Genomic DNA, 22,141 nt, shown 5'->3' on the forward strand with positions numbered 1-22,141 from the left:
GAACGGTCGCGACGTGACATTGCGCTTTTATGCGCCCGTCGTAGCCCGTTCCGGGAGAATCACTTGTACGAAATTGAATTCTGTCATTCGCGTCCCATCGGGGCGCGGGGAGGCGCATCATGAAATCTCAGCGCTTCCTGGGGCTGGGATATCTGACGCCTTATATCGTCGGGCTGCTGGTCTTCACAGCAATCCCTTTCCTTGGCTCGCTCTATCTCAGCTTTACCCGTTACGACCTGATGAGCGATCCCACATGGGCGGGGCTTGCCAATTACGAACGGCTGTTCACCCGCGACCGTACCTTCCTGAAATCGCTGAACGTTACCCTGTTCTACGTGTTCCTGACGGTGCCGCTGAAGCTTGCCTTTGCCCTCTTCATTGCGGCGATCCTCAATTACAAGCTGCAATTCATCAACTTCTTCCGAACTGCCTTTTATGTGCCATCCATCCTCGGCGGCTCGATCGCGATTGCGGTGCTGTGGCGTTATATCTTCGCGAGCGAAGGGCTTGCCAATATGGCGCTGGCGGTCATCGGACTGTCACCAGTCGACTGGTTCGGCGATCCGGGCAATGCGCTTTTCACCATCACGCTGCTGCGCTGCTGGCAGTTCGGTTCTGCCATGGTGATTTTCCTCGCCGCGCTGCAATCCATCGACAAGTCGCTTTATGAAGCGGCCGCCATCGATGGCGCGGGCAAGGTAAAGACCTTCTTCTTCATCACGCTTCCCTTGCTGACACCGGTAATCTTCTTCAACCTCATCATGCAGATGGTCCAGGCGTTTCAGGAGTTTAACGGCCCTTACATCATCACCCAGGGCGGGCCGCTGAAGTCCACTTACCTCTTGCCTCTCTACATCTATGACGAGGCCTTCAAGAAGTTCAACATGGGCTATGCCTCCGCCATTGCCTGGGTGCTCTTCACCATCATCACCGTGCTGACCCTCGTGGCCTTCTGGTCGTCGAAGAAGTGGGTCTATTACGCCGGCGACAAGCGGAATTGATGCCATGACCGATATCGCAACCCTCAACGACATGCAGGCGGCCCGCCGGGCAAGGCTCAGGCTGCTCTCCACCTCTGTGCGCTACGTGCTTCTCTTCGCGGTCGGCCTCGTCATGCTTTATCCGCTGATCTGGCTGGTGGGCGCGAGCTTCAAGACCAATTCGGAAATCTTCTCCGGTGCCGGGTTCATCCCCGAAAACCCGACACTGGACGGCTATATTCGCGGCTGGCAAACCTCGACGCCTTACACATTCGGCCGGTTCTTCTGGAATTCGTTCCTGATCATCCTGCCGAAAGTCATCGGCACGGCGATTTCCTGCACCATGGCGGCCTATGCCTTTGCCCGCTTCGATTTTCCGCTGAAGAAAATCCTGTTCGGATCGGTCATCGCCATTCTGCTTTTGCCGAATGTCGTTACCCGCATTCCGCAATATATCCTGTTCCGCGATCTCGGCTGGCTGGATAGTTTCCTGCCGCTCTGGGTGCCCTCGGCTTTCGCTGGTGATGCCTTCTTCGTCTTCATGCTGGTGCAGTTCCTGCGCTCGCTGCCGTCGGACATGGAAGAGGCAGCCCGCGTGGATGGCGCCAACAGCCTGCAGACGCTGATCTACATCGTCGTACCGATGCTGGCGCCGGCGCTGATTTCGGTCTGCCTGTTTCAGTTCATGTGGACGATGAACGATTTTCTCGGGCCGCTGATCTATCTGTCGTCGGTCGACAAATATCCTGTGAGCCTGGCGCTCAAACTCTCCATCGACACCACCGAAGCCTTTGAATGGAACCGCATCCTGGCGATGTCGGTGCTGACGATCGCGCCCGCGCTGATCGTGTTCTTCGCGGCGCAACGGTATTTCATTGAAGGGATCTCGTCTGGCGGGGTCAAGGGCTGAAAATGGCAAGCGTTCAACTTAGAAATCTCGAAAAAGTCTATGGCGGCAGCTTCAAGGCCGTGCACGGCATCAATCTCGATGTCGAGGATGGCGAGTTCATGGTGTTTGTCGGCCCTTCCGGCTGCGCCAAATCCACGACGCTGCGCATGGTGGCAGGGCTGGAGGAAATCACCGGCGGTGAAATTCTGATTGGCGACCAGCGCGTCAACGACCTGCCACCCGGCAAGCGTTCCATTGCCATGGTGTTCCAGAATTATGCGCTTTATCCGCATATGAAGGTGCGCGGCAATCTGGCCTTCGGCCTCAAGATCGCCGGTGTCGCCAAACCCGAGATCGAAAAGGCAATCGATAATGTCGCGCGCATTCTCGAAATCGAACCGCTGCTCGACCGATTGCCGAAGCAGCTATCCGGTGGGCAGGCGCAGCGTGTGGCGTTGGGCCGCGCGCTCATCAAGAAGCCGGGCGTGTTTCTGTTCGATGAGCCTCTGTCCAATCTCGATGCCAAGCTGCGTGCCTCCATGCGGGTGCGGATCACCGATCTGCATCGTCAGCTGAAGGCGGAAGGCCTGTCCTCGACAGTTATTTACGTCACCCACGACCAGACGGAAGCCATGACCATGGGCGACCGTATCTGCGTCATGCAGGCGGGCCGCATCATGCAGGTTGCTACTCCGAAGGAGCTGTATAACCGCCCTGCCAATCTGTTCGTGGCCGGTTTCATCGGCATGCCGGAAATGAATCTGGTGGATGTGGCCATCGAAGGCGCGGAATTCGTCATCGGCGGACAGCGCCTGCCGATCGGTGCGCATCTGGAACAACGGCTTTCGGCCAGACCTTCGGACGCCGTTATCGGCATCCGCCCACAGCATCTTTCGCTGGTGGGGGAAGCCGATGGTCCGGCGCTGGAGGCGAAACTCACCAATGCGGAATTTATGGGGCACGAGGTCTATCTGCACGCCGATCTCGGTGGCCAGAAACTGGTGAGTGTTGTGGGTGCGGCGGAATTCGAGGCGCTCGGGCGCGACGGCATCCTGCGGCTGAAACCGGACCCGGAGAAGCTGCATATTTTCGACAAGGCCGATGGCCGCAACGTCTCGCTGTGAGGAGGGGACGGGCGTGCCTGATTTTTCGAGGAGGAGAATAACAATGACGATGACAAGAATAATGGCGATGCTTGCCGGTGCCGCCTATGTGGCGATGGCAACTGCCCCGGCTGCCGGCGCTGCCGAAATGCGCATGTCGTGGTGGGGCGGTGAAAGCCGTCATGTCGCCACCCAGAAGGCAATTGCCGCCTGCGGCGAGAAATACGGTCACACGGTAAAGGGCGAATTCACCGGCTTCGACGGTTATCTCGAAAAGCTCACCACGCAGATGGCGGGCAAGACGGAGGCCGATATCGTTCAGGTCAACTGGCCGTGGCTGCCGCTGTTTTCCAAGAGCGGCGAGGGTTTTGCCGATCTGCGCCAGCTGAAGCCGCTCGATCTTTCGCAATGGGCCGAGAGCGATCTGGAGGCGGGGTCGATGAACGGTGTGCTGCAGGGGCTTTCCGTTTCCACCACCGGCCGCGTCTTTTTCTTCAACGCCACCACCTTTGAAAAGGCGGGCGTCGAAATTCCGAAGACATGGGACGAATTCTTCGCCGCAACGAAGACCATCAAGGAAAAGCTCGGCAAGGACCACTATACCTTCAACGCGGTGAAGGAGACTGCCCAGCTTCTGGTGACGCTGGCCGTCGTGCAGAAGACCGGCAAGGATCTGGTCGACCCGAAGACCAACCGTGTCGCCTGGACACCGGCGGAACTGGCTGAGGGCATCTCCTTTGTCGGCAAGCTGGTGGAGACCGGCTCCATCCGCTCCCAGAAAGAAGAAGCGGCTGATGGCAACGTCAACCTCTATGAAAAACCGTCATGGTCCGAAGGCCGCATTGCCGGCTCCTACGAATGGGATTCGACCTATTCGAAATACGCTGATCCCCTGAAGGAAGGGCAGGTTCTGAAACCCGTGCCGATGCTGAAGCTCGCAGATGCGGTAACCGAAGGCGTCTATCGCAAACCTTCCATGGTGTTTTCGATCTCGAAAAACTCGAAGAACCCGGAAGCGGCCGCGCAAATCCTGAACTGCCTGCTGAACGAACCGGAGGGTATCGATGCGCTCGGCACCTCGCGTGGCCTGCCTGCGTCAAAGGCTGCGGCGGAGCGTCTGGGCAACAAGGGTGAGCCGGAAGTGCGCGCTGCCAATGCCATCGTCATGGCGGCATCGGGTCCGGTGGTATCGCCCTTCAATGAACATCCGGAAATCCGCTCGGGCTTCATCGATACGCTGGAGGAATATGCCTATGGCCAGCTGACGGCGGAAGAGGCGGCCGAGCAGATCATCGATACGACCAACGATGTTCTGGCCAAGTTCGACTGAAACAAACGGTCCCGCCGCGCAAGTTGCGGCGGGGCCATTTTTGCGGCCGCCGGGTGATAGGCTGCATGTCCGGCAGCAGATTGGCCGGACAGGCGTGAAAGACGAGAAGAGAGCATGAACGAACCCCTTATCATCGCGCTTTCCGCGCGAACGGCAGCCCTTTGCCTTGCCGCACCAGGTGCGCGCTATCACCTGCCGTCAAAAACGGCATGGCATCTGTCCTTGCCGGATGGCGATGTTCAGCATGGCGAAACCACGACCGTGGTGACGCTGCTGCATGATCTGCGCCCGGATACGCGCTATGTCTTCGAAGCTGAGGGGTTCGGCAGGCTGGAATTCAGGACCATCCCCTGTGCCGGGCTCGTCGAAGCCACGGCGTTTTCCCTGCAACCGGATATTGCGCTTGACGATGAAGACGGTGCGCGCGCCAATGCGACGGCGCTCGAAAAAGCTGTCGCTGCCGTGCCTGCTGGCGGCGCCCTGCGTCTTGAGCCCGGCGTCTGGACGGCCTTTCCGGTGCGGCTGAAAAGCGACATGACGCTGCACCTTTCGGAAGGTGCCGTGTTGCGTGCGCCATCCGTCCGTAACAGGTGGCCGATCCTGCCCGCGCGCGATGAGGCCGGGGGCATGCTCGGCAGCTGGGAGGGACTACCGGATGCCTGTTTCGCCGCGCCTGTTCATGCGATCGGGGCGGATAATCTCGTGATCGAGGGCGGGGGTATCCTGGATGGCTCCGGCGACAGGGGCGACTGGTGGAGCTGGCCGAAGGAAACCCGTGACGGCGCGCGCCGGCCGCGCGGCCTGCATCTTGTGTCCTGCCATAAAACACAGCTTTTGGGGTTCACGATCCGCAACGCCGCTTCGTGGACGATCCATCCGCAGGGCTGCGAGGATCTGACGGCCGCCGGCCTCACCATCATCGCGCCGCATGATAGCCCCAATACCGATGGTTTCAACCCTGAAAGCTGTCGTAACGTGATGATATCAGGCGTGCGCTTTTCCGTGGGTGATGATTGTATTGCGGTGAAGGCGGGAAAACGCGGGCCTGATGGTGAGGACAATCATCTGGCGGAGACACGCGGTATCAGCGTGCGCCATTGCCTGATGCAGCGCGGCCACGGCGGGCTGGTCATCGGTTCGGAAATGTCCGGCGGGGTACATGATGTGACCGTGGAAGACTGTGACATGATCGGCACCGATCGCGGCCTGCGTCTCAAGACGCGGCGCGGTCGCGGCGGTATCGTCAGCAACATCACCATGCGCCGGGTGTTGCTGGACGGCGTGCAGACCGCACTTTCCGCCAACGCCCATTATCATTGTGATGCCGATGGGCATGATGACTGGGTGCAGTCGCGAAACCCGGCGCCGGTCAATGACGGCACGCCGTTCGTCGACGGCATCACCGTGGAAGATGTCGAAATCCGCAATCTCGCCCATTCGGCAGGTGCCTTTCTCGGCCTGCCGGAGGCTCCCATCCGCAACATCGCCATTCGAAACCTCACCATCGTCTCGCATGATCCTTCGGCCGTTGCGACTCCGCCGATCATGGCCGACCGCGTGCGCCCCATGTGCCATGAGGCGATCGTCTTCGAGCAGGCGGATGTCACCTGCGATGATCCGGCGCTTCTGAGTGACGCTTCTGTTTCCATTTCGTCAGATTTCGATTGAGAAAAGCCATGAAAGCCACTGAATATTTTGATCAATTCTCTAGCCGATACAAACACTACAAAGGCGGCAGCTGGTGTTATGAGGATGGCTGTGTCTATCGCGGTCTGCAGCAGCTGCTCGAGGCGACGGGCGAGGCCCGCTGGAACGACCATTTGCACCGTCTGGCCGATCCCCAGATCGGTGCGAATGGAACGCTGGCCGGTTATGACCCGCAGGAATATAATATCGACCATATCCTTGCCGGACGCATTCTCTTTCCCCTGTCGGCGCAAACCGGGGATGCCCGGTATCTGGCGGCAGCGGGACATCTGGCGGGCCAGCTCAACAGCCATCCACGCACCCATGCCGGCAACTACTGGCACAAGAAGCGGTATCCGCATCAGGTCTGGCTCGATGGCCTCTATATGGGGCTGCCATTCCAGATCGAATATGGTCAGGCGACGGGCCGCCCCGAGCTGATCGAGGACGCGTTGCGGCAGTTTTCAGCGGCGCTTGCACTGGCGGCGGATCCCGGTGGTCTTTACGTTCATGGTTATGACGAGAGCCGCAGCCAGCGCTGGGCCGATCCTGCGACCGGCAAATCACCGGCCATCTGGGCGCGGGCGGTGGGCTGGCTTGCCATGGCGCTGGTGGATGCACTGGTCATCTTGCCGGACGACAGTGCGACGGCTGACCTTGGCGAGAGGACGCGACGTCTTCTGGATGGTATCATTGCACGGCAGACGCAGGCCGGTCTCTGGATGCAGGTGCTCGACAATCCGGACCTTGCCGGCAACTACGCGGAAACATCCGCCTCCGCCATGTTCGCTTATGCCCTGCTGCGTGCGGCCCGGCTGGGGCTATTGCAGGGTGAAGAAGCGGAGGCCGCCCTTGCTGCTGGCCAACGGGCGCTTGCCGCACTTCTGGAAACGCGCCTCGAGCGGGATGAGCAGGGCGTCGCGCGGCTAACTGGCATCGTGCATGTCGCCGGGCTCGGCGGTTTCGACGGCAATTATCGCGATGGAACGCCGGGCTATTATCTGACGGAGCCGGTCGTATCCGACGATGCAAAGGGGGTAGGACCGCTGATGATGGCCTATGCGGAAAGCCTGCTTCTGGCCCGCTGAAGCCGGATGCTTTTCGGATATATGGTGATATAAACGCGGCGCCGATAGAATTCGGGTTGCGCTGAACGGTTTGTGACTGGAAGAAATGAACCGCTGCGGGATAAACCTCGTTTTTGCGATATAGTCAGAATCCAGTGTCACCGAGCCCCAATGCCATGATCCAGTCACCCCCGGAACGTTTCATCCTGCTGGACGGCATAAGGGGTGTGGCTGCGCTTTTTATCGTTCACCGCCATGCCGAACAGTTTTTCGGTCGGGACCCGGCCTCGAGCTATCTTGCCGTGGACTTGTTTTTTGCGCTCAGCGGCTTCGTGCTGGCCCATGCCTATGGCAAGAAACTATATGAGGGGACAATCACGCCGGGCTTTTTCATGAAGGCGCGTTTTGCCCGTCTTTATCCGCTCTATATGCTGGCGCTGGCGCTGATGGCCGCCTATTTCATCTGCCTTTACATGCTGGGCCTGACGACGCCGATCGATGATCTACATCGTCTCATCGATCCCGGCGAGCTGGCTTTCGCTCTTGTCACAGGACTTCTGTTCCTGCCCGCGCCCTTCACACTCACCCTGAACGGCGCGCTGTTTCTGGTCAGCCCGGCCTGGTCGCTGTTCAACGAACTGGTGGTGAATGCGTTTTACGCCCGCTGGGGTGTGCGCGCCACAATGAAACATACGCTTTTGGTGCTTGCCGTGAGCGCCATCGTGCTGATGGTGGCAGCGGCGGAATTCGGCAAGCTGCATGCGGGTTTCCGCTGGCATGAAATGTATGCCGGCATGGGTCGGGTATTTTTCTCGTTTTTTGCCGGCGTGCTGATCTACCGTTTCCGCAACGGCGTGCCGGTGTTGAAACCGGTTCAGGCCGGCCTTTGCCTGCTGCTGGTCTGCTTCATCCTCGCAGTGCCCATGTCAAGCGCGTTGCGGCCGTTTTTCGATCTCGTCGTCGTGCTGTTCGTCTGGCCGCTGCTGTTGTTCGTGGCCAGCAAGACCGTGCCGGGCCCAAAGGTAGGGGCGGTGTCGGTGTTTCTCGGCACGGCATCCTACGCGGTCTATGTGCTGCATATTCCGCTTCTGGCCTGGACGGAGTTTCTGGTTCCAGCGGCCACGCGGGAAACAATCGCCCTGCCGGCCGGGATGGTTTTTCTTGTCGCCGTAACCTGCCTGTCATGGTGGCTGACGGTCTATTACGATCAGCCCGTTCAGAAATGGCTGAAGAACCGCCTGAGAAAACGCGCGGAAATCCGCCAGCCGGTCTAGTCCAGCGGGCGGACTGTCGATCTCAAATATGGCGATCTCAAATATGCGCGAAAATCGGAGCCGTCAGCACGAAGGCTGCCACGAGGCTGATGATCGTCAGTTTTGCCGCTCGCACGCGCCGCATCCTGCGGCCGCTCCAGTCATACGTCATACTCACCCTCCACGCAGACGCTACGCCGGTATGGAACCGTTCGGGCTTAACGCAGACCGGTCATGGTTGCGCATTCAGCCTGAAGCATTGGTCCATTCCCAGGCATCCCTGGCGCGCCTGATCGCGCGCGGGAAGCCCAACTTCAGTGTTGCCTGATATACGGCTTTTGCCAAGCCGCTATTTTCATCGGTGATTTTGACGGCTCAATCGCGGGTTGGCCGCGAGCGTCTGGCACCATAATCACCGGTACAGGGGCGGCAGGCCCTGGATGGCGTAACGCGGCAGCGGTTTCCACGCTCTGACACGCTCATGTTTGTGAACGCCGAACAGAAACAGCATTTCCTCTGAAATATCCGCGGGGTTTGTCAAACCATCCTGAAAAAGCTCAATCACCTTGCGGGCGGCGTTGTTATAGAGCATGGCATCGTCATCCATGCTGTCGCGCTCATAGCCGAGACCTTCCAGCACGCACTGGAGCATATTGAGGTCCTGCGACGTGATGATACAGTTTTGAAAAGTGGAAGACATGACGCCCTCCTTTCTTGTGGGTTCACAAAAGCCGCAGCGCCGGGCAGGGGGCCGCGACGCTTCAACGCTTCAAAAGACAGACTTTGACAGGGAACGATTCCCTTTCCGTGCCGTAACGCAATGTCATGTAAATGCTGGAAGTTGCTGCCGGTCGACGAAAAGGGATAGAGCCGGGGCTGGGATACGCCATAGAGGCCTGACAGCGGCAACGCCAGTCAATGATCGATGAGGAAGAGTGCGCCCTTTGGGTGGAATAGGCAAGGCAATTCCGAAGGTGGTGCAGGTAAAAGGGATATCTAAGATGTCACCACCGCAGGCAACAAAAAAGGCCGGGGCAATATTGCACCGACCTTCCTCATATCGCTCTTAACACCAGTGCCAGTACATCCGTGGTCAAAAGTTTGAAGCGACAAAACAGCTGCGAACGACAATTTCATTCGCGCTCACCAGCAGTTGCTATAGGAACTATATAGTAGGGCAATGTGGCCAAAACAAGTCCGGCATCCATAATGATACTTTTATTGTCGTGACTTGCCGGTCGATGCCGTGCCCTACTTCTTTTTGCCATCCGCTGCCGTGGCGTTTGCGAACTTCACCTGCGAACCGGCTGGCGCCGCGGCAGGTGTCTTCGTCTTGTCCTTCTTCGGTTTGCGGACTTCCTTGTTACTGCGTACTTGACCCTTAGCCATGATATCGTCCTCCTGAGTTAACCGGGAGGCGGTAAAAAACCGCCCGCTATTTCTTGCCGGATCGCTTCTTCGCGGGCACCGGTTCGGCGACGACAATAGTCGCTTCCTGTGCCTCGCGAAGCTGGCGAAGGCGCTCTGTCTTGCGAGCGCGCAGGTCGGCTTCGGCGTTGATGATCTGCTTTGCCGCGCTATCGGTCAATGATGCTTTGTCCTGCGCGGATAGTTTGCCGGGCTTGAAAAAAGCTTCTTTTGTCGCGGCCATGGCAGTTCTCCTTCACGGAAGAGCGGTATCGAACAGTTACCGGGTACGGGCGGCCTTTTTGGGCGCTGGCAGCAGGCCTTCGCGCTGCATTTTCTTCTTTTCCAGCTTACGGTGGCGGCGCACGGCCTCGGCCTGTTCGCGAACGCGCTTTTCCGACGGCTTTTCATAGGATTCCCGGGCGCGCATCTCGCGGAAAATGCCTTCACGCTGCATTCTCTTTTTCAGGACGCGAAGGGCTTGCTCTACATTGTTGTCTCTGACGAGTACTTGCAAGAATATCTCCTTTAAGCAGCCGATGCCGCTATTTTCTGATTTTGATCGTATTCAGATTGATCCAGCTCGATCCGGTTTCGCGTGGCGCATGGCTTTCGCCTTTGCCTGGCCGCGATGCCGTCGACATCTGCGCATCAATGTCATCGAGCGCGACACTGCGCTCGAAATTCTCATGCTGGAAACGTACCCTGTAACGAACCGTTCCCTGCGCTTCGGGCATGACTGACGTGATCCGGCCTGGGCCGTCGGGCTGGGTATTACCGAGGACCCCTGACTTCAAAAACACATCATCGCCACAACGATAGGGATTTTTGCGCATTAAGGACCTCCATGGCCCAAAAACAAAAGGCCGGGCTTTTACCCGACCTCTCACAGTCATTTGCACCTGCAGCCAGTACATCCGTGGTCTGCGGGGCCAAAATGACGAATATCAAGCTGCCTGAAGGTTATCGGCAGAGCTTTTTCCGGACCGGCGGTCCTGAACGATCTCATAGCTGATCTTCTGGCCGTCGTTCAGCGAACGCATACCAGCGCGCTCAACAGCAGAAATGTGAACGAAAACGTCCGTGCCGCCGTTATCAGGCTGAATGAAGCCGAAGCCCTTGGTGGCGTTAAACCACTTTACAGTACCAGTGTTCATAACGATCTCCTTTTTAGAATCGTTGTGGTTCCCGCGATACCTTGCGGGATTAGATCGATTTTTGAGAGGAAATCCGACGGGGAACACGAGGTTCCGGTAACGACGTCACAAGCAATGGTCGATGGAGGTAAATATAGGCACAATTTTCGATTTTGCAATGACCGGGCCCGGAAAATTGGGTTCGTTCCCCATTTGATGGTTTAACCAACTGTTTTATAATTAAAATATCTTGCTTCAAGATGGTCCGGCGCAGCTGTTTTTCAGCCCGCGCCAGGGGTCACCTCCCGGCTGTCATCGTCCGGCAGGCTACCGGCGCCCGGGGTCTTTTCGTAGTCGGTAAGGGAGGGTTTGGCGTGCGGACCGGCGGGCGGAATGTCGCTTGCCTTCGAAGGCTTTTTGTCGGCGGTTTTCGGTTTTTGTTGCTGCGTCATTGGCGTTCTCCTTTGGCAGGAAACGCCGGTAAGCGGACGAAGTTCCGCAACCGCGCAAGGTACGGAACGGCGCGGAAGCGTCAGCGGCGGGTGCGCGGCTTCTTCTCTTCGCGGTTCATATCGCGTCCGACCCATTTGAAAAACAGGAAGAGGCTGACGCCGATGATGACGAGCGGAACGAAGGATTCAAAACTGGACATGATTCACTCTTTCTTCCCCCGGTGAGCATTTTACCGGTCTGGAAGAAGCGCGTAATCTGCTGAATATCGTCTGTTCTTTTTGGCAGTTGCCGTCTGTGGCCCGTGGTTTGACACGCCACGGGCCAGAATCGATCAGAGCGGCAGCGATTTTATCGGCTGGGAGCCGCCCTCGCGGGCGCTTTTCAGCGCCGCCACACCACAGAGGACAGACATGGCGCCGGCGCGTGATCCCGCCCGCTGCCGCAGTCGGTCGTTTGAGCCCGGCTTGAAGATCATGTCACGCATGCGGTTGTCGCCGCCATAATGACCGCCCGGCTCATGTGGCACCCATATGCGCTCGACGCCACCACCGAAGCTCTTCACGACGAGGATTTCGTCGGCCGGCGGTTCCGCCCATGGCTGCTTTTCATATTGGCGCATCTCGATGCGGCCCTTATGGCCGTTAAAGGCAATGTGATGACCCTCGATCGGCATATAGGTATTGAGCGAATAGGAAACCTGCACGCCGCTGGCATAACGGATCGAGGCGCTCATCGTATCGGGAATATCGATCTCTTCGCGGAAAACGCAGGCGTCGCGCATATAACCGTCGATGCTCGAAGGGTCTTCATAGAGGGCGTCGAGGAAGGGATCTGCGCCAAGATCCATGAAATAATCGCACTCATCCTTGTGCGGACAGGTGCGACAGCGCGTTCCGCGGAACGGGCCGTTCTTGCCGTAGTGCAGTAATTGCCCGAAACCCTTCACTTCCACGGGGTCGGAATCGAGATACCAGTTCAGAAGATCGAAATGGTGCGTCGCCTTGTGCACGAACAGGCTGCCGGAATGTTCGGTGAAGGCGTGCCAGCGGCGGAAGTAGTCCGCGCCGTGCTGGTTATCGAGATACCAGTGGAAATCGACCGAGGTAACCGTGCCGATGGCGCCGTCATCGATCAATTCCTTGATGCGGGCGGCTGTCGGCGAAAAACGATAGTTGAAGGACACATCGACACGTCGGCCGCTTTTGGTTTCCGCCGCGCGAATGCGGTCGATCTTTTCCGGGGTGGTGGTCATGGGTTTTTCGCTGATGACATCAGCGCCGCCCTCAAGCGCACGGATGATGATGTCGTCATGCGTGTCATCAGGCGTGCAGACGATCACCAGTTCGGGGCGTTGCTCCAGCATCATCCGGTCGAAATCGTCGTAAAGCGGCGCGTTCGAACCCATCATGGCGCGGGCGCGCTCGGCGCGCATCAGGTTCAGGTCGCAAATGCCGACCAGCTCGACATAATCGCTCCAGCCGGCCAAAAGTTCGCGGCCCCACATGGTGGTGCCGCGATTGCCGGTGCCGACCAGCGCGTAGCGTTTGCGTTTCACCCTTTCAGGCATTGTCTCTCTCCCGGATATCTCAACAAACAGTCTTGAAACGCTCGACCACGGTGGACAGAACCTCGTCTATTGGCCGCGCCTGCCAGCGATGCGAAAAGATTTCTACTTCCTGCGGACCGTGGAAGCCGGCGGCCTCGATCATGGCGCGAAATGCCTTGAGGTCAATCACGCCGTCACCCATCATGCCGCGATCATTGAGGGGATCGGTGGTCGGCACCAGCCAGTCGCAGATGTGATGGGCAAGGATTTGCCCGTTCCGGCCGGCGCGCGCCACCTGCTCCTCCAATTCCGGGTCCCACCAGACATGGTAGACGTCGATGGCAACGCCGGTGCCCGGCCCCAGCCGGTCGCAGAGATCAAGCGATTGCTTCAGCGTGTTGAAGCAGGCTCGCTCGGCGGCGTAAAAGGGGTGAAGCGGCTCGATGGCCAGCGGCACGCCAGCGTCCCGCGCGTAGGGCAGGAGTTCGGCCATGCCGTCCTCCACCATCTGCCGCGCGCCCTTCAGATCACGCGAGCCGGCGGGCAGGCCGCCGACGACAAGCACGAGGCAATCGGCCTTCATGGCGGCCGCTTCATCGACGGCGCGTTTATTGTCCTCGATGGCGCGGCGGCGGCCATCGGCATCGGGCGCTGGGAAAAAGCCGCCGCGGCAATGGCCGCTGAGGCGCAGGCCGTTCTGCTCGACGATGCGGGCGGCTTCCGCGAGACCGACACCGTGCACCTGTTCGCGCCAGGGCGAAATGGCGGTGATGCCATGCGCAAGGCAGGCATCAACGATGGCACCAAAAGCACCGCCCTGGCGCACGGTGGCGAAATTGATGGAAAGGCCTTCAAGGCTCATATCGATATCTCCCCTTAGTTGTGCTGCCTCAGTCAATGCCCCGGACGGCAAGGAACGCCTTCATGCGGTGCGTCGCGAGGTCCGGCTCGGTCAGCACATTGGCCTTGTCGGCCAGCCGGAAAAGCTCGGCGAAATGCTGCGTGGAGCGGGTGCTTTCCTGCCCGCCGACCATTGTGAAATGATCCTGTAGACCGTTGAGATAGGCAAGGAACACCACGCCGGTTTTGTAAAAGCGCGTCGGGGCCTTGAAGATATGGCGCGATAGCGCCACCGTCGGCTCCAGAATATCGAAGAATTCATTGTCCGCGCCGCGCTTCAGGCTGGCGAGAGCTTTGGAGGCAGCCGGTGCAATGGCGTCGAAAATGCCGAGCAGGGCGTCCGAATGGCCCTGTTCGTCGCCGGCAATCAGTTCGGCATAGTTGAAGTCGTCCCCGGTATACATGCGCACGCCAGCCGGCAGGCGGCGGCGCATGACGATTTCCTTTTCCTTGGAAAGAAGCGAAATCTTGATGCCGTCGATCTTGTCGGCATTTTCTTCGATCATGGCAAGGCAGGTTTCCATAGCCGTCATATGGTCGCCCGAGCCCCAGTAGCCCTCAAGCGCCGGGTCGAACATTTCGCCCAGCCAGTGGATCACCACTTTCTGCTCGGCGCGGGAAAGTACCCTGGCATAAGCCTTGAGATAATCATCCGGGGAACGGGCTGCAGCGGCCAGCGCGCGGCTCGCCATCAGGATAACGCGCCCGCCTTCTCCCTGAACAAAATCAAGCTGTTCCAGATAAGAGTCGATAATCTGGTTCAGATCGTAACCACCACTATCAAGATGGTCGGTGCCGACGCCGCAGGCAATCAGCGCATCCTTGCGGCTGGCCGCTTCCTTCAGTGAACGGGAGATCAATTCCTGCGCCTGCGGCCAGGCCAGCCCCATGCCGCGCTGCGCCGTATCCATCGCCTCGGCAACGCCGAGGCCGAGGTCCCACAGGCGATGGCGAAAGCGCAGGGTTGCGTCCCAGTCGATCGCGGGCGTCAGCCACGGGTCGTTATCGGCAAACGGATCGGCCACCACATGGGCGGCGGCGAAAGCGACGCGGTTGAAATCCGCGGCACTTCGTTTTTCAACGGCGACGGGCGTGCCTGATAGCCGGTAGACCTCGATACTGCGGTCGTCTTTCGGAAGCTTGAGTTCGCTCACATCAGCCTCCTCAGGAAATAGCGGGAACGTCGAGCCAGCGGCGTTCCTTCCACGATCTCAACCCCAGTTCGGCAAGCTGCACGCCCTTCACGCCTTCCATCAGCCCATAGGGCCACGGCTCGTTGTCGACGAGATGGCGCACGAACATTTCCCATTGCGCCTTGAAGCCGTTGTCGTAGACGACATTATCCGGCACTTCCTGCCAGGTCTTGTAGAAATCGATGGTCTGCGGCTGGTCGGGGTTCCACACCGGCTTTGGTGTGTTGGTGCGGTGCTGGGTGAAGCATTTGGTCAGGCCCGCCACTGCCGAACCATGCGTGCCATCCACCTGGAAGGTCACGAGGTCGTCGCGGCGCACCCGCACCGCCCATGAGGAGTTGATGTGGGCGATGGCGCCGCCCTCCAGCTCGAAAGTGGCATAGGCCGCATCGTCAGCATCCGCCTTATAGGCTTTGCCCTGCTCATCGAAACGTTCCGGAATATGGGTAGCGCCGAGGCAGCTTACCGATTTCACCGGCCCGAACAGATTGTCGAGTACATAACGCCAGTGGCACAGCATATCGAGAATGATGCCGCCGCCATCCTTGAGGCGATAATTCCAGGACGGACGTTGCGCCGGCTGCCAGTCGCCCTCGAACACCCAATAACCGAACTCGCCGCGCACCGAGAGGATTTTGCCGAAAAAGCCGCTGTCACGCAGCATGGCGAGCTTGCGAAGGCCCGGCAGGAACAGCTTGTCCTGCACGACGCCGTGCTTGATGCCCGCACTTTCGGCGAGCCGGGCAATCGCCAGCGCCTCTTCCATCGTGTCGGAAATCGGCTTTTCGCAATAAACGTTCTTGCCGGCCTTGATGGCTTTCTCCAAAAGGCTGCCGCGCATCTGCGTCGTGCCGGCATCGAAGAACAGAGTATCGTCAGGGTTTGCGAGCGCCGCATCGATATCGGTCGTCCAGCGCTCGACATTGTGCTTTCTGGCGATTTCCTCGATCTTCGCGCCGTTGCGGCCGACCAGAATGGGGTCGAGCATGACCCTTTCGCCATTTTTCAAAAGCACGCCGCCCTGATCGCGAATGGCGAGAACGGAGCGCACGAGATGCTGGTTGTAACCCATGCGGCCGGTGATGCCGTGCATGATGACGCCGATACGTTTCATGAATTTCCTCCCAAGGCGGTCTCTTCCCGAAAACCGCTTCCGTCAAACATGGCAATTTGTAACCATTTGGTTATTTGTGGTCGTGAAGGATGCGATCTGTCAAGGTGTTTTTGACGGTAAAAATCTGGATTTCGTGCGCCAGTCACATCTCGCGTCTTCGCCGCGCCGCAACAGAAAACGACGCGCTTCGCGGTTGCGAATGGCACGTCGTCACTGTTGTTAAAGGAGAATTCGGTTCGGCAGGATCAGACCGGCCGCACCGCAGCAAGCAGGGTGTTGACGATGTGCTGGCCCCAGCGTTCCAGTTCGGCCGGGTCGGTCAGGTCGCGCTGGAAAATGGTGGACAGCGTGAACCGGTTCGACAGATAAAAGGCGCCGAGTGAAGCGATGGTCAGATAGACGTCGATCGGATCCAGCCCGTCGCGAAATTCGCCCGCGTCGCTGCCACGCCGCAGCACGTCTTCAAGCTCCGAAATGAAATTCGAATGCATCGCCGCAATTGTCGGGGATTGCCTGAGATAGCGGGCTTTATTGAGGTTTTCCGTGGCGAGAATGCTCAGGAATTCCGGATGGTCGAGGAAATAATGCCAGGTGAAAAGCGCAAGCTCCCGCAAGCCTTCCGCTGGGGGTTTGCGCGTCAGGTCAAGACGTCTTTCGGTGTGGCGGATATGGCGATAGGCATCCTCAAGAACGGCAAGATAAAGCGCATCCTTGTCGCCGAAATAATGATAGATCATCCGCTTGTTGGTGCCGGCGCGGCGGGCGACGACATCGATTCGAGCGCCGGCCAGACCTTTTGCCGCCACCTCGCGGCGGGCCGCTTCAAGGATCGCGGCACGGGTTCTTTCAGGGTTTCGCACCTGGGTCGTCGCGCGTTTGCGTTTGGTCGCTGGTGTTTCTTCAAGTGCCGTATCGAGTGGCTGGCTCTTTGTCGTTTTTTCCATTTCAGCACCCGCTTGACAATGTTGGTGATCGGTGTTCCCATGTAACCAATTAGTTATAAAACGGCAAGTGTCGTTTACGTTCATCATCAATTGGCAGTCAATAGGGAGGAGTTGCCAATGCCCGTGGTGCTTAAGAGGAGAACTGTGCTTTCGACAGGGCTTGCGGCCCTGTCGCTCGCAACATTGGGAGGAGGGTCGGCGCAGGCGCAGGCCGCGCGCCTTCGCATGTTGTGGTGGGGGTCGCAGGAGCGTGCCGATCGCACCAACAAGGCGATATCGGCCTATAAGCAGGTGAAGCCCGATCTCGACATTGCCGGCGAATTTGCCGGCTGGAGCGATTACTGGCCGCGCCTTGCCACGCAGGTGGCGGGCCGCAATGCGCCCGATCTGATCCAGATGGATTACCGCTATATCTTCGAATATGGCCGTCGCGGCGCGCTTGCGCCGCTGGACGACTATATTGGCAAGGGCCTGAAGATCGAAGACTTCGGCAAGATGAACATCGATTCCGGCAGGGTCGATGGCAAGCTTTACGGCATCAATCTCGGGGTCAATTCCAGCGCTGTCTTCTTCGACAAGGCGGCGTGGGAAAAATCCGGCGCCACACCGCCGGTGACCGGGCAGACTTGGGAGGAGTTCGCCGAAAACGCCGCCAAGCTCAGCAAGAACAAGCCGAAACCCGGCTATTATGCCACGGCCGATGCGAGCGGCGTGGAACCGAGCTTCGAAAACTGGCTGCGCCAGAACGGCAAGTCGCTCTATACGCAGGATGGCGCCATCGGCTTCGATCCTACTGACGCGACCAAGTGGTTCACCCTGTGGGCCGACCTGCGCAAGAGCGGCGCCTGCGTGCCCGCCGATGTGCAGGCGCTGGACCAGCTGAACATCGAAACCAACCCCTTGACGACGGGCAAGGCGGCTACCGCTTTTGCCCATTCCAACCAGTTCGTCGGTTATCAGAAGCTCAACAAGTCCAAGCTGGCGATAAGCTCCTATCCGAAGAGCAAGAAAGATGGCCCTTCCGGCCATTATCTGAAGCCCTCGATGCTCATCAGCGTTGCCAATGGCAGCGCCGGCATCGAACAGGCGGTTGGTTTCATCAACTTCCTCGTCGCCGAACCGCAGGGTATCGATATTCTCGGTGTCGAGCGCGGCGTTCCGGCCTCGGAATCCATGCGCAACGCCCTGAGCAGCAAGCTCGACGAGGTCAGTAAGATCATGGTGGACTATATTGCCGAGATTACCCCCGGCGTCGGCGATCTGCCGCCGGCGCCGCCTCCGGGTGCGGGCGAGTTCGCCTTCGTCCTGAAACGCACGGCGGAAGAAGTCGGTTTCGGCAAGATTTCGCCGGAAGAGGGCGGTGACCGCCTCGTCAAGGAATCCGAAACCGTTATCAAACGGAAGTGATGGTTTATGGCCTTTCGATCTGAAACTCTTGTGGGGGAGAGTCGTGGCGCGGCTCTCCCGAAGCGGGGCGGCATGAGGCGGATGTTTGACCGCAACATTCACGCCTACCTGTTTCTCCTGCCCTGGCTTATCGGCTTTTTCGGCCTCACGCTGGGCCCGGCGCTTGCGTCGCTTTATCTATCCTTCACCAATTACGACCTGTTGCAGTCGCCGGACTGGGTGGGGGCGGCAAACTATGTGCGCATCGCCACCGCCGACCCGAAATTTGCCGCGGCCATGCAGGTGACATTTACCTATGTGCTGCTGTCAGTGCCGCTGAAGCTGATCTTCGCGCTGCTGGTGGCGCTTGCCTTTAATCGCGGCATCCGTGGTCTTACGCTTTACCGGGCGATTTTTTACCTGCCGTCGCTGCTTGGTTCCAGCGTCGCCATTGCCGTTCTCTGGCGCCAGCTTTTCGCGTCTGATGGTCTCGTCAACATGATCCTGTGGCAGGCTTTCGGTTATGAAGGGCCGAGCTGGATTTCCAATCCGGATTATTCGATCTACACGCTGGTCATCCTGTCGGTCTGGCAGTTCGGCTCGCCGATGATCATCTTCCTCGCGGGTCTCAGGCAAATTCCGCAGGATATGTATGAAGCCGCCGAAATCGATGGTGCAAGCAAGGTGCGGCAGTTCTTCCGCATTACCCTGCCGCTTTTGACGCCTGTCATCTTCTTCAACGCCGTGATCCAGACAATCGACGCCTTCAAGGCCTTCACGCCCGCCTTCATCATCTCCGAAGGCACCGGCGGGCCGATCAACTCGACGCTGTTTTACACGCTCTACCTCTATCAGGAAGCCTTTGGTTTCTTCCGCATGGGCTATGCCTCGGCGCTTGCCTGGATTTTGGTGATCATCATCTCGCTGTTCACGGCCTTCTCGTTCCTCAGCGCGAAATACTGGGTGCATTACGATGACTGACGCTGTTACCGCTCCCCGGCCGGGACAAGGCCCGCAACGCTCGCCGTTGAAATCGGTGATGCTCCACACGGCCCTGATCATCGCCTCCTTTGCGATGCTCTACCCGATCCTGTGGATGATTTCAGGCTCCTTCCGGCCGCAGGACGAGTTGTTCGGCTCGTCGTCGCTTATCCCCTCGGCAGTCGATGTCGGCGGTTATATCAGAGGCTGGACGGGGCTACAGGTGAGCTTCGGGCAGTTCTTTTGGAACTCCTTCTTCATCTCGGTGCTCGCCACCATTGGCAATGTGGTCGGCTGCTCGCTCACCGCCTTTGCTTTTGCAAGGCTTCGGTTCGGTGGGCGTAATTTCTGGTTCGCGCTGATGCTCGGCACCCTGATGTTGCCCTATCATGTCGTGCTCATCCCGCAATATATCCTGTTTCTGGAAATGGGCTGGGTGAACACCTCGTTGCCGCTGATCGTGCCGAAGTACCTGGCGACGGATGCCTTCTTCATCTTCCTGATGGTGCAGTTCTTCCGCGGTATTCCGCGTGAACTGGACGAGGCGGCTGTGATGGATGGCTGCTCGCCCTTCCGCATCTACTGGAAGATCATGCTGCCGCTGTCGATGCCGGTGCTCGCCACGGCCGCCATCTTTTCCTTCATCTGGACCTGGGACGATTTCTTTGGCCCGCTGATCTATCTGAACGACATCAACACCTACACCGTGCAGCTCGGTCTCAGATCCTTCGTGGATTCCACCGGCAGCTCGGACTGGACCTCGCTTTTCGCCATGTCCAACCTGTCACTGGTGCCGGTCTTCCTGTTCTTCCTGTTTTTCCAGCGGCTGCTGATCGAAGGCATCGCCACGACGGGAATGAAACGCTGAACCGAGAAAACACTTTATAAGACCATCAACACTGTCGCGGCTGCCCTTTGCGCGGCGCGACAGTCGGGAGAAACAGCATGGCAAGCAGCATTACTCTGGAAAAAATCGTCAAGCGGTTCGGCGCTTTTCCGGTCATCCACGGCATCGATCTCAAGATAGAACCCGGCGAATTCACCGTTTTCGTCGGCCCTTCAGGCTGCGGCAAATCCACGCTTTTGCGCATGATCGCCGGTCTGGAGGAAATCTCCGGCGGCGACGTCCGTATCGATGGTGAGCGGGTCAACGAGACTGCCGCCTCCAAGCGCGGCATTGCCATGGTCTTCCAGTCCTATGCGCTTTATCCGCATATGAGCGTCTACAAGAACCTCGCCTTCGGGCTGGAAACCGCGGGTTACAAAAAACCGGAAGTCGAGGCGCGGGTGCAGAAAGCCGCCGATATCCTGCAGATCGGCCCGTTGTTGCAGCGCAAGCCGAAGGCGCTTTCGGGCGGTCAGCGCCAGCGTGTCGCCATCGGCCGGGCCATCGTGCGCGAGCCGAAAATCTTCCTCTTCGACGAGCCTCTGTCCAACCTCGATGCCGAACTGCGCGTGCAGATGCGCGTTGAAATCGCCAAGCTGCACCAGACGCTCGGCAGCACCATGATCTATGTGACGCACGACCAGGTGGAAGCCATGACCATGGCCGACAAGATCGTCGTCCTGCGCGACGGCCGCATCATGCAGGTCGGCCGCCCGCTCGATCTTTACAATAATCCGGCCAACCAGTTCGTGGCCGGCTTCATCGGCTCGCCGAAGATGAACTTCCTCTCCGCCAAAGTCGCCTCAGGCGACAGTTCCAACCGCACCATAGAGGTGGCAGGTCAGCGCATCGTGCTGGAAAAACCCGTCGCGGCTGAGCAGGGCGAACCGCTGACCTTCGGCGTGCGCCCCGAACACGTCAACCCGCAGGCGCAATCCTCGCTCGGTGAAGCGTCGATCCAGCTCGTGGAACATCTGGGCGGCTCAACGGTGGTTTACACCAGCACCCCCGATGGCCAACCCGCCACCGTGCTGCTGGACGGCCAGCGCCCAATCCGCATCGGCGAAACCATTCCCTTTGCGTTCGATCTGGCGAAGACGCATCTGTTCGGGGCGGATGGGCGGCGGATATAGTACCGTAAAGAAATGTCTTATGCGGCGTGTCTGGGACGTCCCGGCCGCCTGGGGCGGAAATGAGCATGCAATAGAAGCGGGTCGCGCTGGCTGGCCCGTAACAGCATCTTCACCGCATGGCTTACCGGTGTGCCAGCGCGGTAGTTGTTCCATGTCCTCAAGGTCACACCAAGAAAATCCGCCGCCTCATTGTTGGAGAGGCCAATGTCTTCCTGCCATTTGCGCAGATCGTCGACGTCGAAGTCGCGCTGGTCCTCGGCGATCTGGTATAGATGATAGGCATCGATCGCAAGATCATCACCGTCCCATTCCACGCTGGCGCCATAGTCGGTGACTTTTGCAGTTTCCCAGATACTCGCTGAGCGGAGGGGAGCGAGCAACTCTCCTCCCGTTGCGATCCATCCCATCAGATTGGCGGTTGACCGTCTGCCATCGGCCCAGTCGATTGTGAGAGAGCTAGGCAGGGTGGGCAGTATGGCTTTGACGCGGGTTGTCATGACTTGTTTCCCTTTTCTGCAATGGGAAAACGCGGGTTCGTGCGATTCCATTCCTCAACGATCAGGCTTCCATTGGCTTTCGCCCATGCCAACGCTTCGGCCTCCGCCCTGCGCGATAGTTTGCCACGCAGGATTTCCAGAGTTTCTATGTCGACAAGGGCATCCGCATCGGGTGTTATAATGTGGAAATGTGGTGGCAGGTGATCGTTCGCATACACGCGGATGATGATGTTCCCGATCTGAATGAGCTTGCCCAT

Annotated in this window: 25 protein-coding genes; 11 read left to right on the forward strand and 14 right to left on the reverse strand. The window is 58.8% G+C overall.

From position 1 onward, the window contains the following. The first annotated feature begins 119 nt into the window (after positions 1–119). The 7 genes from NYR50_RS23055 to NYR50_RS23085 all read left to right on the forward strand — a co-directional run bounded on the left by NYR50_RS23055 (position 120) and on the right by NYR50_RS23085 (position 8,329). The gene (locus tag NYR50_RS23055; protein WP_418138165.1) at positions 120–1,001 is read left to right on the forward strand and encodes a carbohydrate ABC transporter permease; all 882 of its coding nucleotides are present in this window, start codon (positions 120–122) and stop codon (positions 999–1,001) included. A 4-nt stretch (positions 1,002–1,005) separates the two neighbouring features. Continuing rightward, positions 1,006–1,890, forward strand: a complete 885-nt coding sequence (locus NYR50_RS23060) for a carbohydrate ABC transporter permease (protein ID WP_006311868.1) — start codon at positions 1,006–1,008, stop codon at positions 1,888–1,890. A gap of 2 nt (positions 1,891–1,892) precedes the next feature. Continuing rightward, complete coding sequence (locus NYR50_RS23065; protein WP_418138166.1) at positions 1,893–2,993, forward strand: ABC transporter ATP-binding protein; 1,101 nt, start codon at positions 1,893–1,895, stop codon at positions 2,991–2,993. Between the two features lie 43 nt (positions 2,994–3,036). Next, on the forward strand, positions 3,037–4,302 hold the full coding sequence (locus NYR50_RS23070; protein ID WP_418138167.1) for an ABC transporter substrate-binding protein: 1,266 nt from the start codon (positions 3,037–3,039) through the stop codon (positions 4,300–4,302). Between the two features lie 114 nt (positions 4,303–4,416). Further along, positions 4,417–5,970, forward strand: a complete 1,554-nt coding sequence (locus NYR50_RS23075; protein ID WP_418138168.1) for a glycoside hydrolase family 28 protein — start codon at positions 4,417–4,419, stop codon at positions 5,968–5,970. A gap of 8 nt (positions 5,971–5,978) precedes the next feature. Further along, positions 5,979–7,076: a glycoside hydrolase family 88/105 protein gene (locus NYR50_RS23080; RefSeq protein WP_418138169.1), complete on the forward strand. Its 1,098-nt coding sequence runs from the start codon at positions 5,979–5,981 to the stop codon at positions 7,074–7,076. Between the two features lie 155 nt (positions 7,077–7,231). Continuing rightward, positions 7,232–8,329, forward strand: a complete 1,098-nt coding sequence (locus NYR50_RS23085) for an acyltransferase family protein (RefSeq protein ID WP_418138170.1) — start codon at positions 7,232–7,234, stop codon at positions 8,327–8,329. Between the two features lie 391 nt (positions 8,330–8,720). Here the strand turns inward: NYR50_RS23085 and NYR50_RS23090 are convergent, their stop codons facing one another. The 12 genes from NYR50_RS23090 to NYR50_RS23145 all read right to left on the reverse strand — a co-directional run bounded on the left by NYR50_RS23090 (position 8,721) and on the right by NYR50_RS23145 (position 17,001). Then, positions 8,721–9,008, reverse strand: a complete 288-nt coding sequence (locus NYR50_RS23090) for a hypothetical protein (RefSeq protein ID WP_010972777.1) — start codon at positions 9,006–9,008, stop codon at positions 8,721–8,723. A gap of 551 nt (positions 9,009–9,559) precedes the next feature. Further along, positions 9,560–9,697: a hypothetical protein gene (locus tag NYR50_RS23095; RefSeq protein WP_006311876.1), complete on the reverse strand. Its 138-nt coding sequence runs from the start codon at positions 9,695–9,697 to the stop codon at positions 9,560–9,562. A gap of 46 nt (positions 9,698–9,743) precedes the next feature. Further along, positions 9,744–9,959 carry a hypothetical protein gene (locus NYR50_RS23100; RefSeq protein WP_006311877.1) on the reverse strand — a complete coding sequence of 72 codons (216 nt, stop codon included), beginning with the start codon at positions 9,957–9,959 and terminating at the stop codon, positions 9,744–9,746. Positions 9,960–9,995: 36 nt separating this feature from the next. Continuing rightward, the gene (rpsU, locus tag NYR50_RS23105) at positions 9,996–10,232 is read right to left on the reverse strand and encodes a 30S ribosomal protein S21 (RefSeq protein ID WP_080827726.1); all 237 of its coding nucleotides are present in this window, start codon (positions 10,230–10,232) and stop codon (positions 9,996–9,998) included. 28 nt (positions 10,233–10,260) lie between these two features. After that, positions 10,261–10,551, reverse strand: a complete 291-nt coding sequence (locus tag NYR50_RS23110) for a cold-shock protein (protein WP_006311879.1) — start codon at positions 10,549–10,551, stop codon at positions 10,261–10,263. Between the two features lie 111 nt (positions 10,552–10,662). Beyond that, the gene (locus NYR50_RS23115) at positions 10,663–10,872 is read right to left on the reverse strand and encodes a cold-shock protein (RefSeq protein ID WP_003508146.1); all 210 of its coding nucleotides are present in this window, start codon (positions 10,870–10,872) and stop codon (positions 10,663–10,665) included. Positions 10,873–11,132: 260 nt separating this feature from the next. Next, positions 11,133–11,303: a hypothetical protein gene (locus tag NYR50_RS23120; protein ID WP_006311880.1), complete on the reverse strand. Its 171-nt coding sequence runs from the start codon at positions 11,301–11,303 to the stop codon at positions 11,133–11,135. A 332-nt stretch (positions 11,304–11,635) separates the two neighbouring features. After that, a complete protein-coding gene (locus NYR50_RS23125) occupies positions 11,636–12,871 on the reverse strand; it encodes a Gfo/Idh/MocA family protein (protein WP_174009697.1) in 1,236 nt (411 codons plus the stop codon). 19 nt (positions 12,872–12,890) lie between these two features. Continuing rightward, positions 12,891–13,712 (reverse strand): sugar phosphate isomerase/epimerase family protein, encoded by an 822-nt coding sequence (locus NYR50_RS23130; RefSeq protein ID WP_174009696.1) that lies wholly within the window; start codon positions 13,710–13,712, stop codon positions 12,891–12,893. Between the two features lie 28 nt (positions 13,713–13,740). Next, positions 13,741–14,904 carry a dihydrodipicolinate synthase family protein gene (locus tag NYR50_RS23135; protein WP_418138171.1) on the reverse strand — a complete coding sequence of 388 codons (1,164 nt, stop codon included), beginning with the start codon at positions 14,902–14,904 and terminating at the stop codon, positions 13,741–13,743. A gap of 10 nt (positions 14,905–14,914) precedes the next feature. Continuing rightward, positions 14,915–16,057 carry a Gfo/Idh/MocA family protein gene (locus NYR50_RS23140; RefSeq protein ID WP_162688101.1) on the reverse strand — a complete coding sequence of 381 codons (1,143 nt, stop codon included), beginning with the start codon at positions 16,055–16,057 and terminating at the stop codon, positions 14,915–14,917. Positions 16,058–16,302: 245 nt separating this feature from the next. Then, entirely contained in the window at positions 16,303–17,001 is a 699-nt protein-coding gene (locus NYR50_RS23145; RefSeq protein ID WP_174009694.1) for a TetR/AcrR family transcriptional regulator, read from the reverse strand. Between the two features lie 117 nt (positions 17,002–17,118). Between NYR50_RS23145 and NYR50_RS23150 the strand changes: the two genes are divergently transcribed. From NYR50_RS23150 to NYR50_RS23165, 4 genes are all read left to right on the forward strand, one after another. After that, positions 17,119–18,408, forward strand: a complete 1,290-nt coding sequence (locus tag NYR50_RS23150; RefSeq protein WP_174009693.1) for an ABC transporter substrate-binding protein — start codon at positions 17,119–17,121, stop codon at positions 18,406–18,408. A 72-nt stretch (positions 18,409–18,480) separates the two neighbouring features. Continuing rightward, entirely contained in the window at positions 18,481–19,368 is an 888-nt protein-coding gene (locus NYR50_RS23155) for a carbohydrate ABC transporter permease (protein WP_010972768.1), read from the forward strand. Then, positions 19,361–20,236 carry a carbohydrate ABC transporter permease gene (locus NYR50_RS23160; RefSeq protein ID WP_010972767.1) on the forward strand — a complete coding sequence of 292 codons (876 nt, stop codon included), beginning with the start codon at positions 19,361–19,363 and terminating at the stop codon, positions 20,234–20,236. The genes NYR50_RS23155 and NYR50_RS23160 overlap by 8 nt, the downstream gene beginning before the upstream one ends. Before the next feature lie 77 nt (positions 20,237–20,313). Continuing rightward, on the forward strand, positions 20,314–21,387 hold the full coding sequence (locus NYR50_RS23165; RefSeq protein ID WP_174009692.1) for an ABC transporter ATP-binding protein: 1,074 nt from the start codon (positions 20,314–20,316) through the stop codon (positions 21,385–21,387). Positions 21,388–21,404: 17 nt separating this feature from the next. Here NYR50_RS23165 and NYR50_RS23170 read toward each other — a convergent pair whose 3' ends face one another. Beyond that, the gene (locus NYR50_RS23170; RefSeq protein WP_174009691.1) at positions 21,405–21,884 is read right to left on the reverse strand and encodes a hypothetical protein; all 480 of its coding nucleotides are present in this window, start codon (positions 21,882–21,884) and stop codon (positions 21,405–21,407) included. Next, positions 21,881–22,141: a DUF4160 domain-containing protein gene (locus tag NYR50_RS23175; RefSeq protein WP_174009690.1), complete on the reverse strand. Its 261-nt coding sequence runs from the start codon at positions 22,139–22,141 to the stop codon at positions 21,881–21,883. Before NYR50_RS23175 ends, NYR50_RS23170 begins: the two co-directional genes overlap by 4 nt.

This window comes from Agrobacterium sp. El2ro-1b, from assembly GCF_048298475.1.
GTDB lineage: Bacteria > Pseudomonadota > Alphaproteobacteria > Rhizobiales > Rhizobiaceae > Agrobacterium > Agrobacterium fabrum.

Coding starts and splice junctions, on each gene's coding strand:
- NYR50_RS23075 (WP_418138168.1), top strand. CDS start 4,417: ATGAACGAACCCCTTATCATCGCGCTTTCCGCGCGAACGGCAGCCCTT.
- NYR50_RS23130 (WP_174009696.1), bottom strand. CDS start 13,712: ATGAGCCTTGAAGGCCTTTCCATCAATTTCGCCACCGTGCGCCAGGGC.
- NYR50_RS23110 (WP_006311879.1), bottom strand. CDS start 10,551: ATGCGCAAAAATCCCTATCGTTGTGGCGATGATGTGTTTTTGAAGTCA.
- NYR50_RS23060 (WP_006311868.1), top strand. CDS start 1,006: ATGACCGATATCGCAACCCTCAACGACATGCAGGCGGCCCGCCGGGCA.
- NYR50_RS23150 (WP_174009693.1), top strand. CDS start 17,119: ATGCCCGTGGTGCTTAAGAGGAGAACTGTGCTTTCGACAGGGCTTGCG.
- NYR50_RS23145 (WP_174009694.1), bottom strand. CDS start 17,001: ATGGAAAAAACGACAAAGAGCCAGCCACTCGATACGGCACTTGAAGAA.
- NYR50_RS23140 (WP_162688101.1), bottom strand. CDS start 16,057: ATGAAACGTATCGGCGTCATCATGCACGGCATCACCGGCCGCATGGGT.
- NYR50_RS23100 (WP_006311877.1), bottom strand. CDS start 9,959: ATGGCCGCGACAAAAGAAGCTTTTTTCAAGCCCGGCAAACTATCCGCG.
- NYR50_RS23085 (WP_418138170.1), top strand. CDS start 7,232: ATGATCCAGTCACCCCCGGAACGTTTCATCCTGCTGGACGGCATAAGG.
- NYR50_RS23065 (WP_418138166.1), top strand. CDS start 1,893: ATGGCAAGCGTTCAACTTAGAAATCTCGAAAAAGTCTATGGCGGCAGC.
- NYR50_RS23170 (WP_174009691.1), bottom strand. CDS start 21,884: ATGACAACCCGCGTCAAAGCCATACTGCCCACCCTGCCTAGCTCTCTC.
- NYR50_RS23160 (WP_010972767.1), top strand. CDS start 19,361: ATGACTGACGCTGTTACCGCTCCCCGGCCGGGACAAGGCCCGCAACGC.
- NYR50_RS23090 (WP_010972777.1), bottom strand. CDS start 9,008: ATGTCTTCCACTTTTCAAAACTGTATCATCACGTCGCAGGACCTCAAT.
- NYR50_RS23175 (WP_174009690.1), bottom strand. CDS start 22,141: ATGGGCAAGCTCATTCAGATCGGGAACATCATCATCCGCGTGTATGCG.
- NYR50_RS23125 (WP_174009697.1), bottom strand. CDS start 12,871: ATGCCTGAAAGGGTGAAACGCAAACGCTACGCGCTGGTCGGCACCGGC.
- NYR50_RS23115 (WP_003508146.1), bottom strand. CDS start 10,872: ATGAACACTGGTACTGTAAAGTGGTTTAACGCCACCAAGGGCTTCGGC.
- NYR50_RS23165 (WP_174009692.1), top strand. CDS start 20,314: ATGGCAAGCAGCATTACTCTGGAAAAAATCGTCAAGCGGTTCGGCGCT.
- NYR50_RS23120 (WP_006311880.1), bottom strand. CDS start 11,303: ATGACGCAGCAACAAAAACCGAAAACCGCCGACAAAAAGCCTTCGAAG.
- NYR50_RS23055 (WP_418138165.1), top strand. CDS start 120: ATGAAATCTCAGCGCTTCCTGGGGCTGGGATATCTGACGCCTTATATC.
- NYR50_RS23155 (WP_010972768.1), top strand. CDS start 18,481: ATGAGGCGGATGTTTGACCGCAACATTCACGCCTACCTGTTTCTCCTG.
- NYR50_RS23070 (WP_418138167.1), top strand. CDS start 3,037: ATGACGATGACAAGAATAATGGCGATGCTTGCCGGTGCCGCCTATGTG.
- NYR50_RS23080 (WP_418138169.1), top strand. CDS start 5,979: ATGAAAGCCACTGAATATTTTGATCAATTCTCTAGCCGATACAAACAC.
- NYR50_RS23095 (WP_006311876.1), bottom strand. CDS start 9,697: ATGGCTAAGGGTCAAGTACGCAGTAACAAGGAAGTCCGCAAACCGAAG.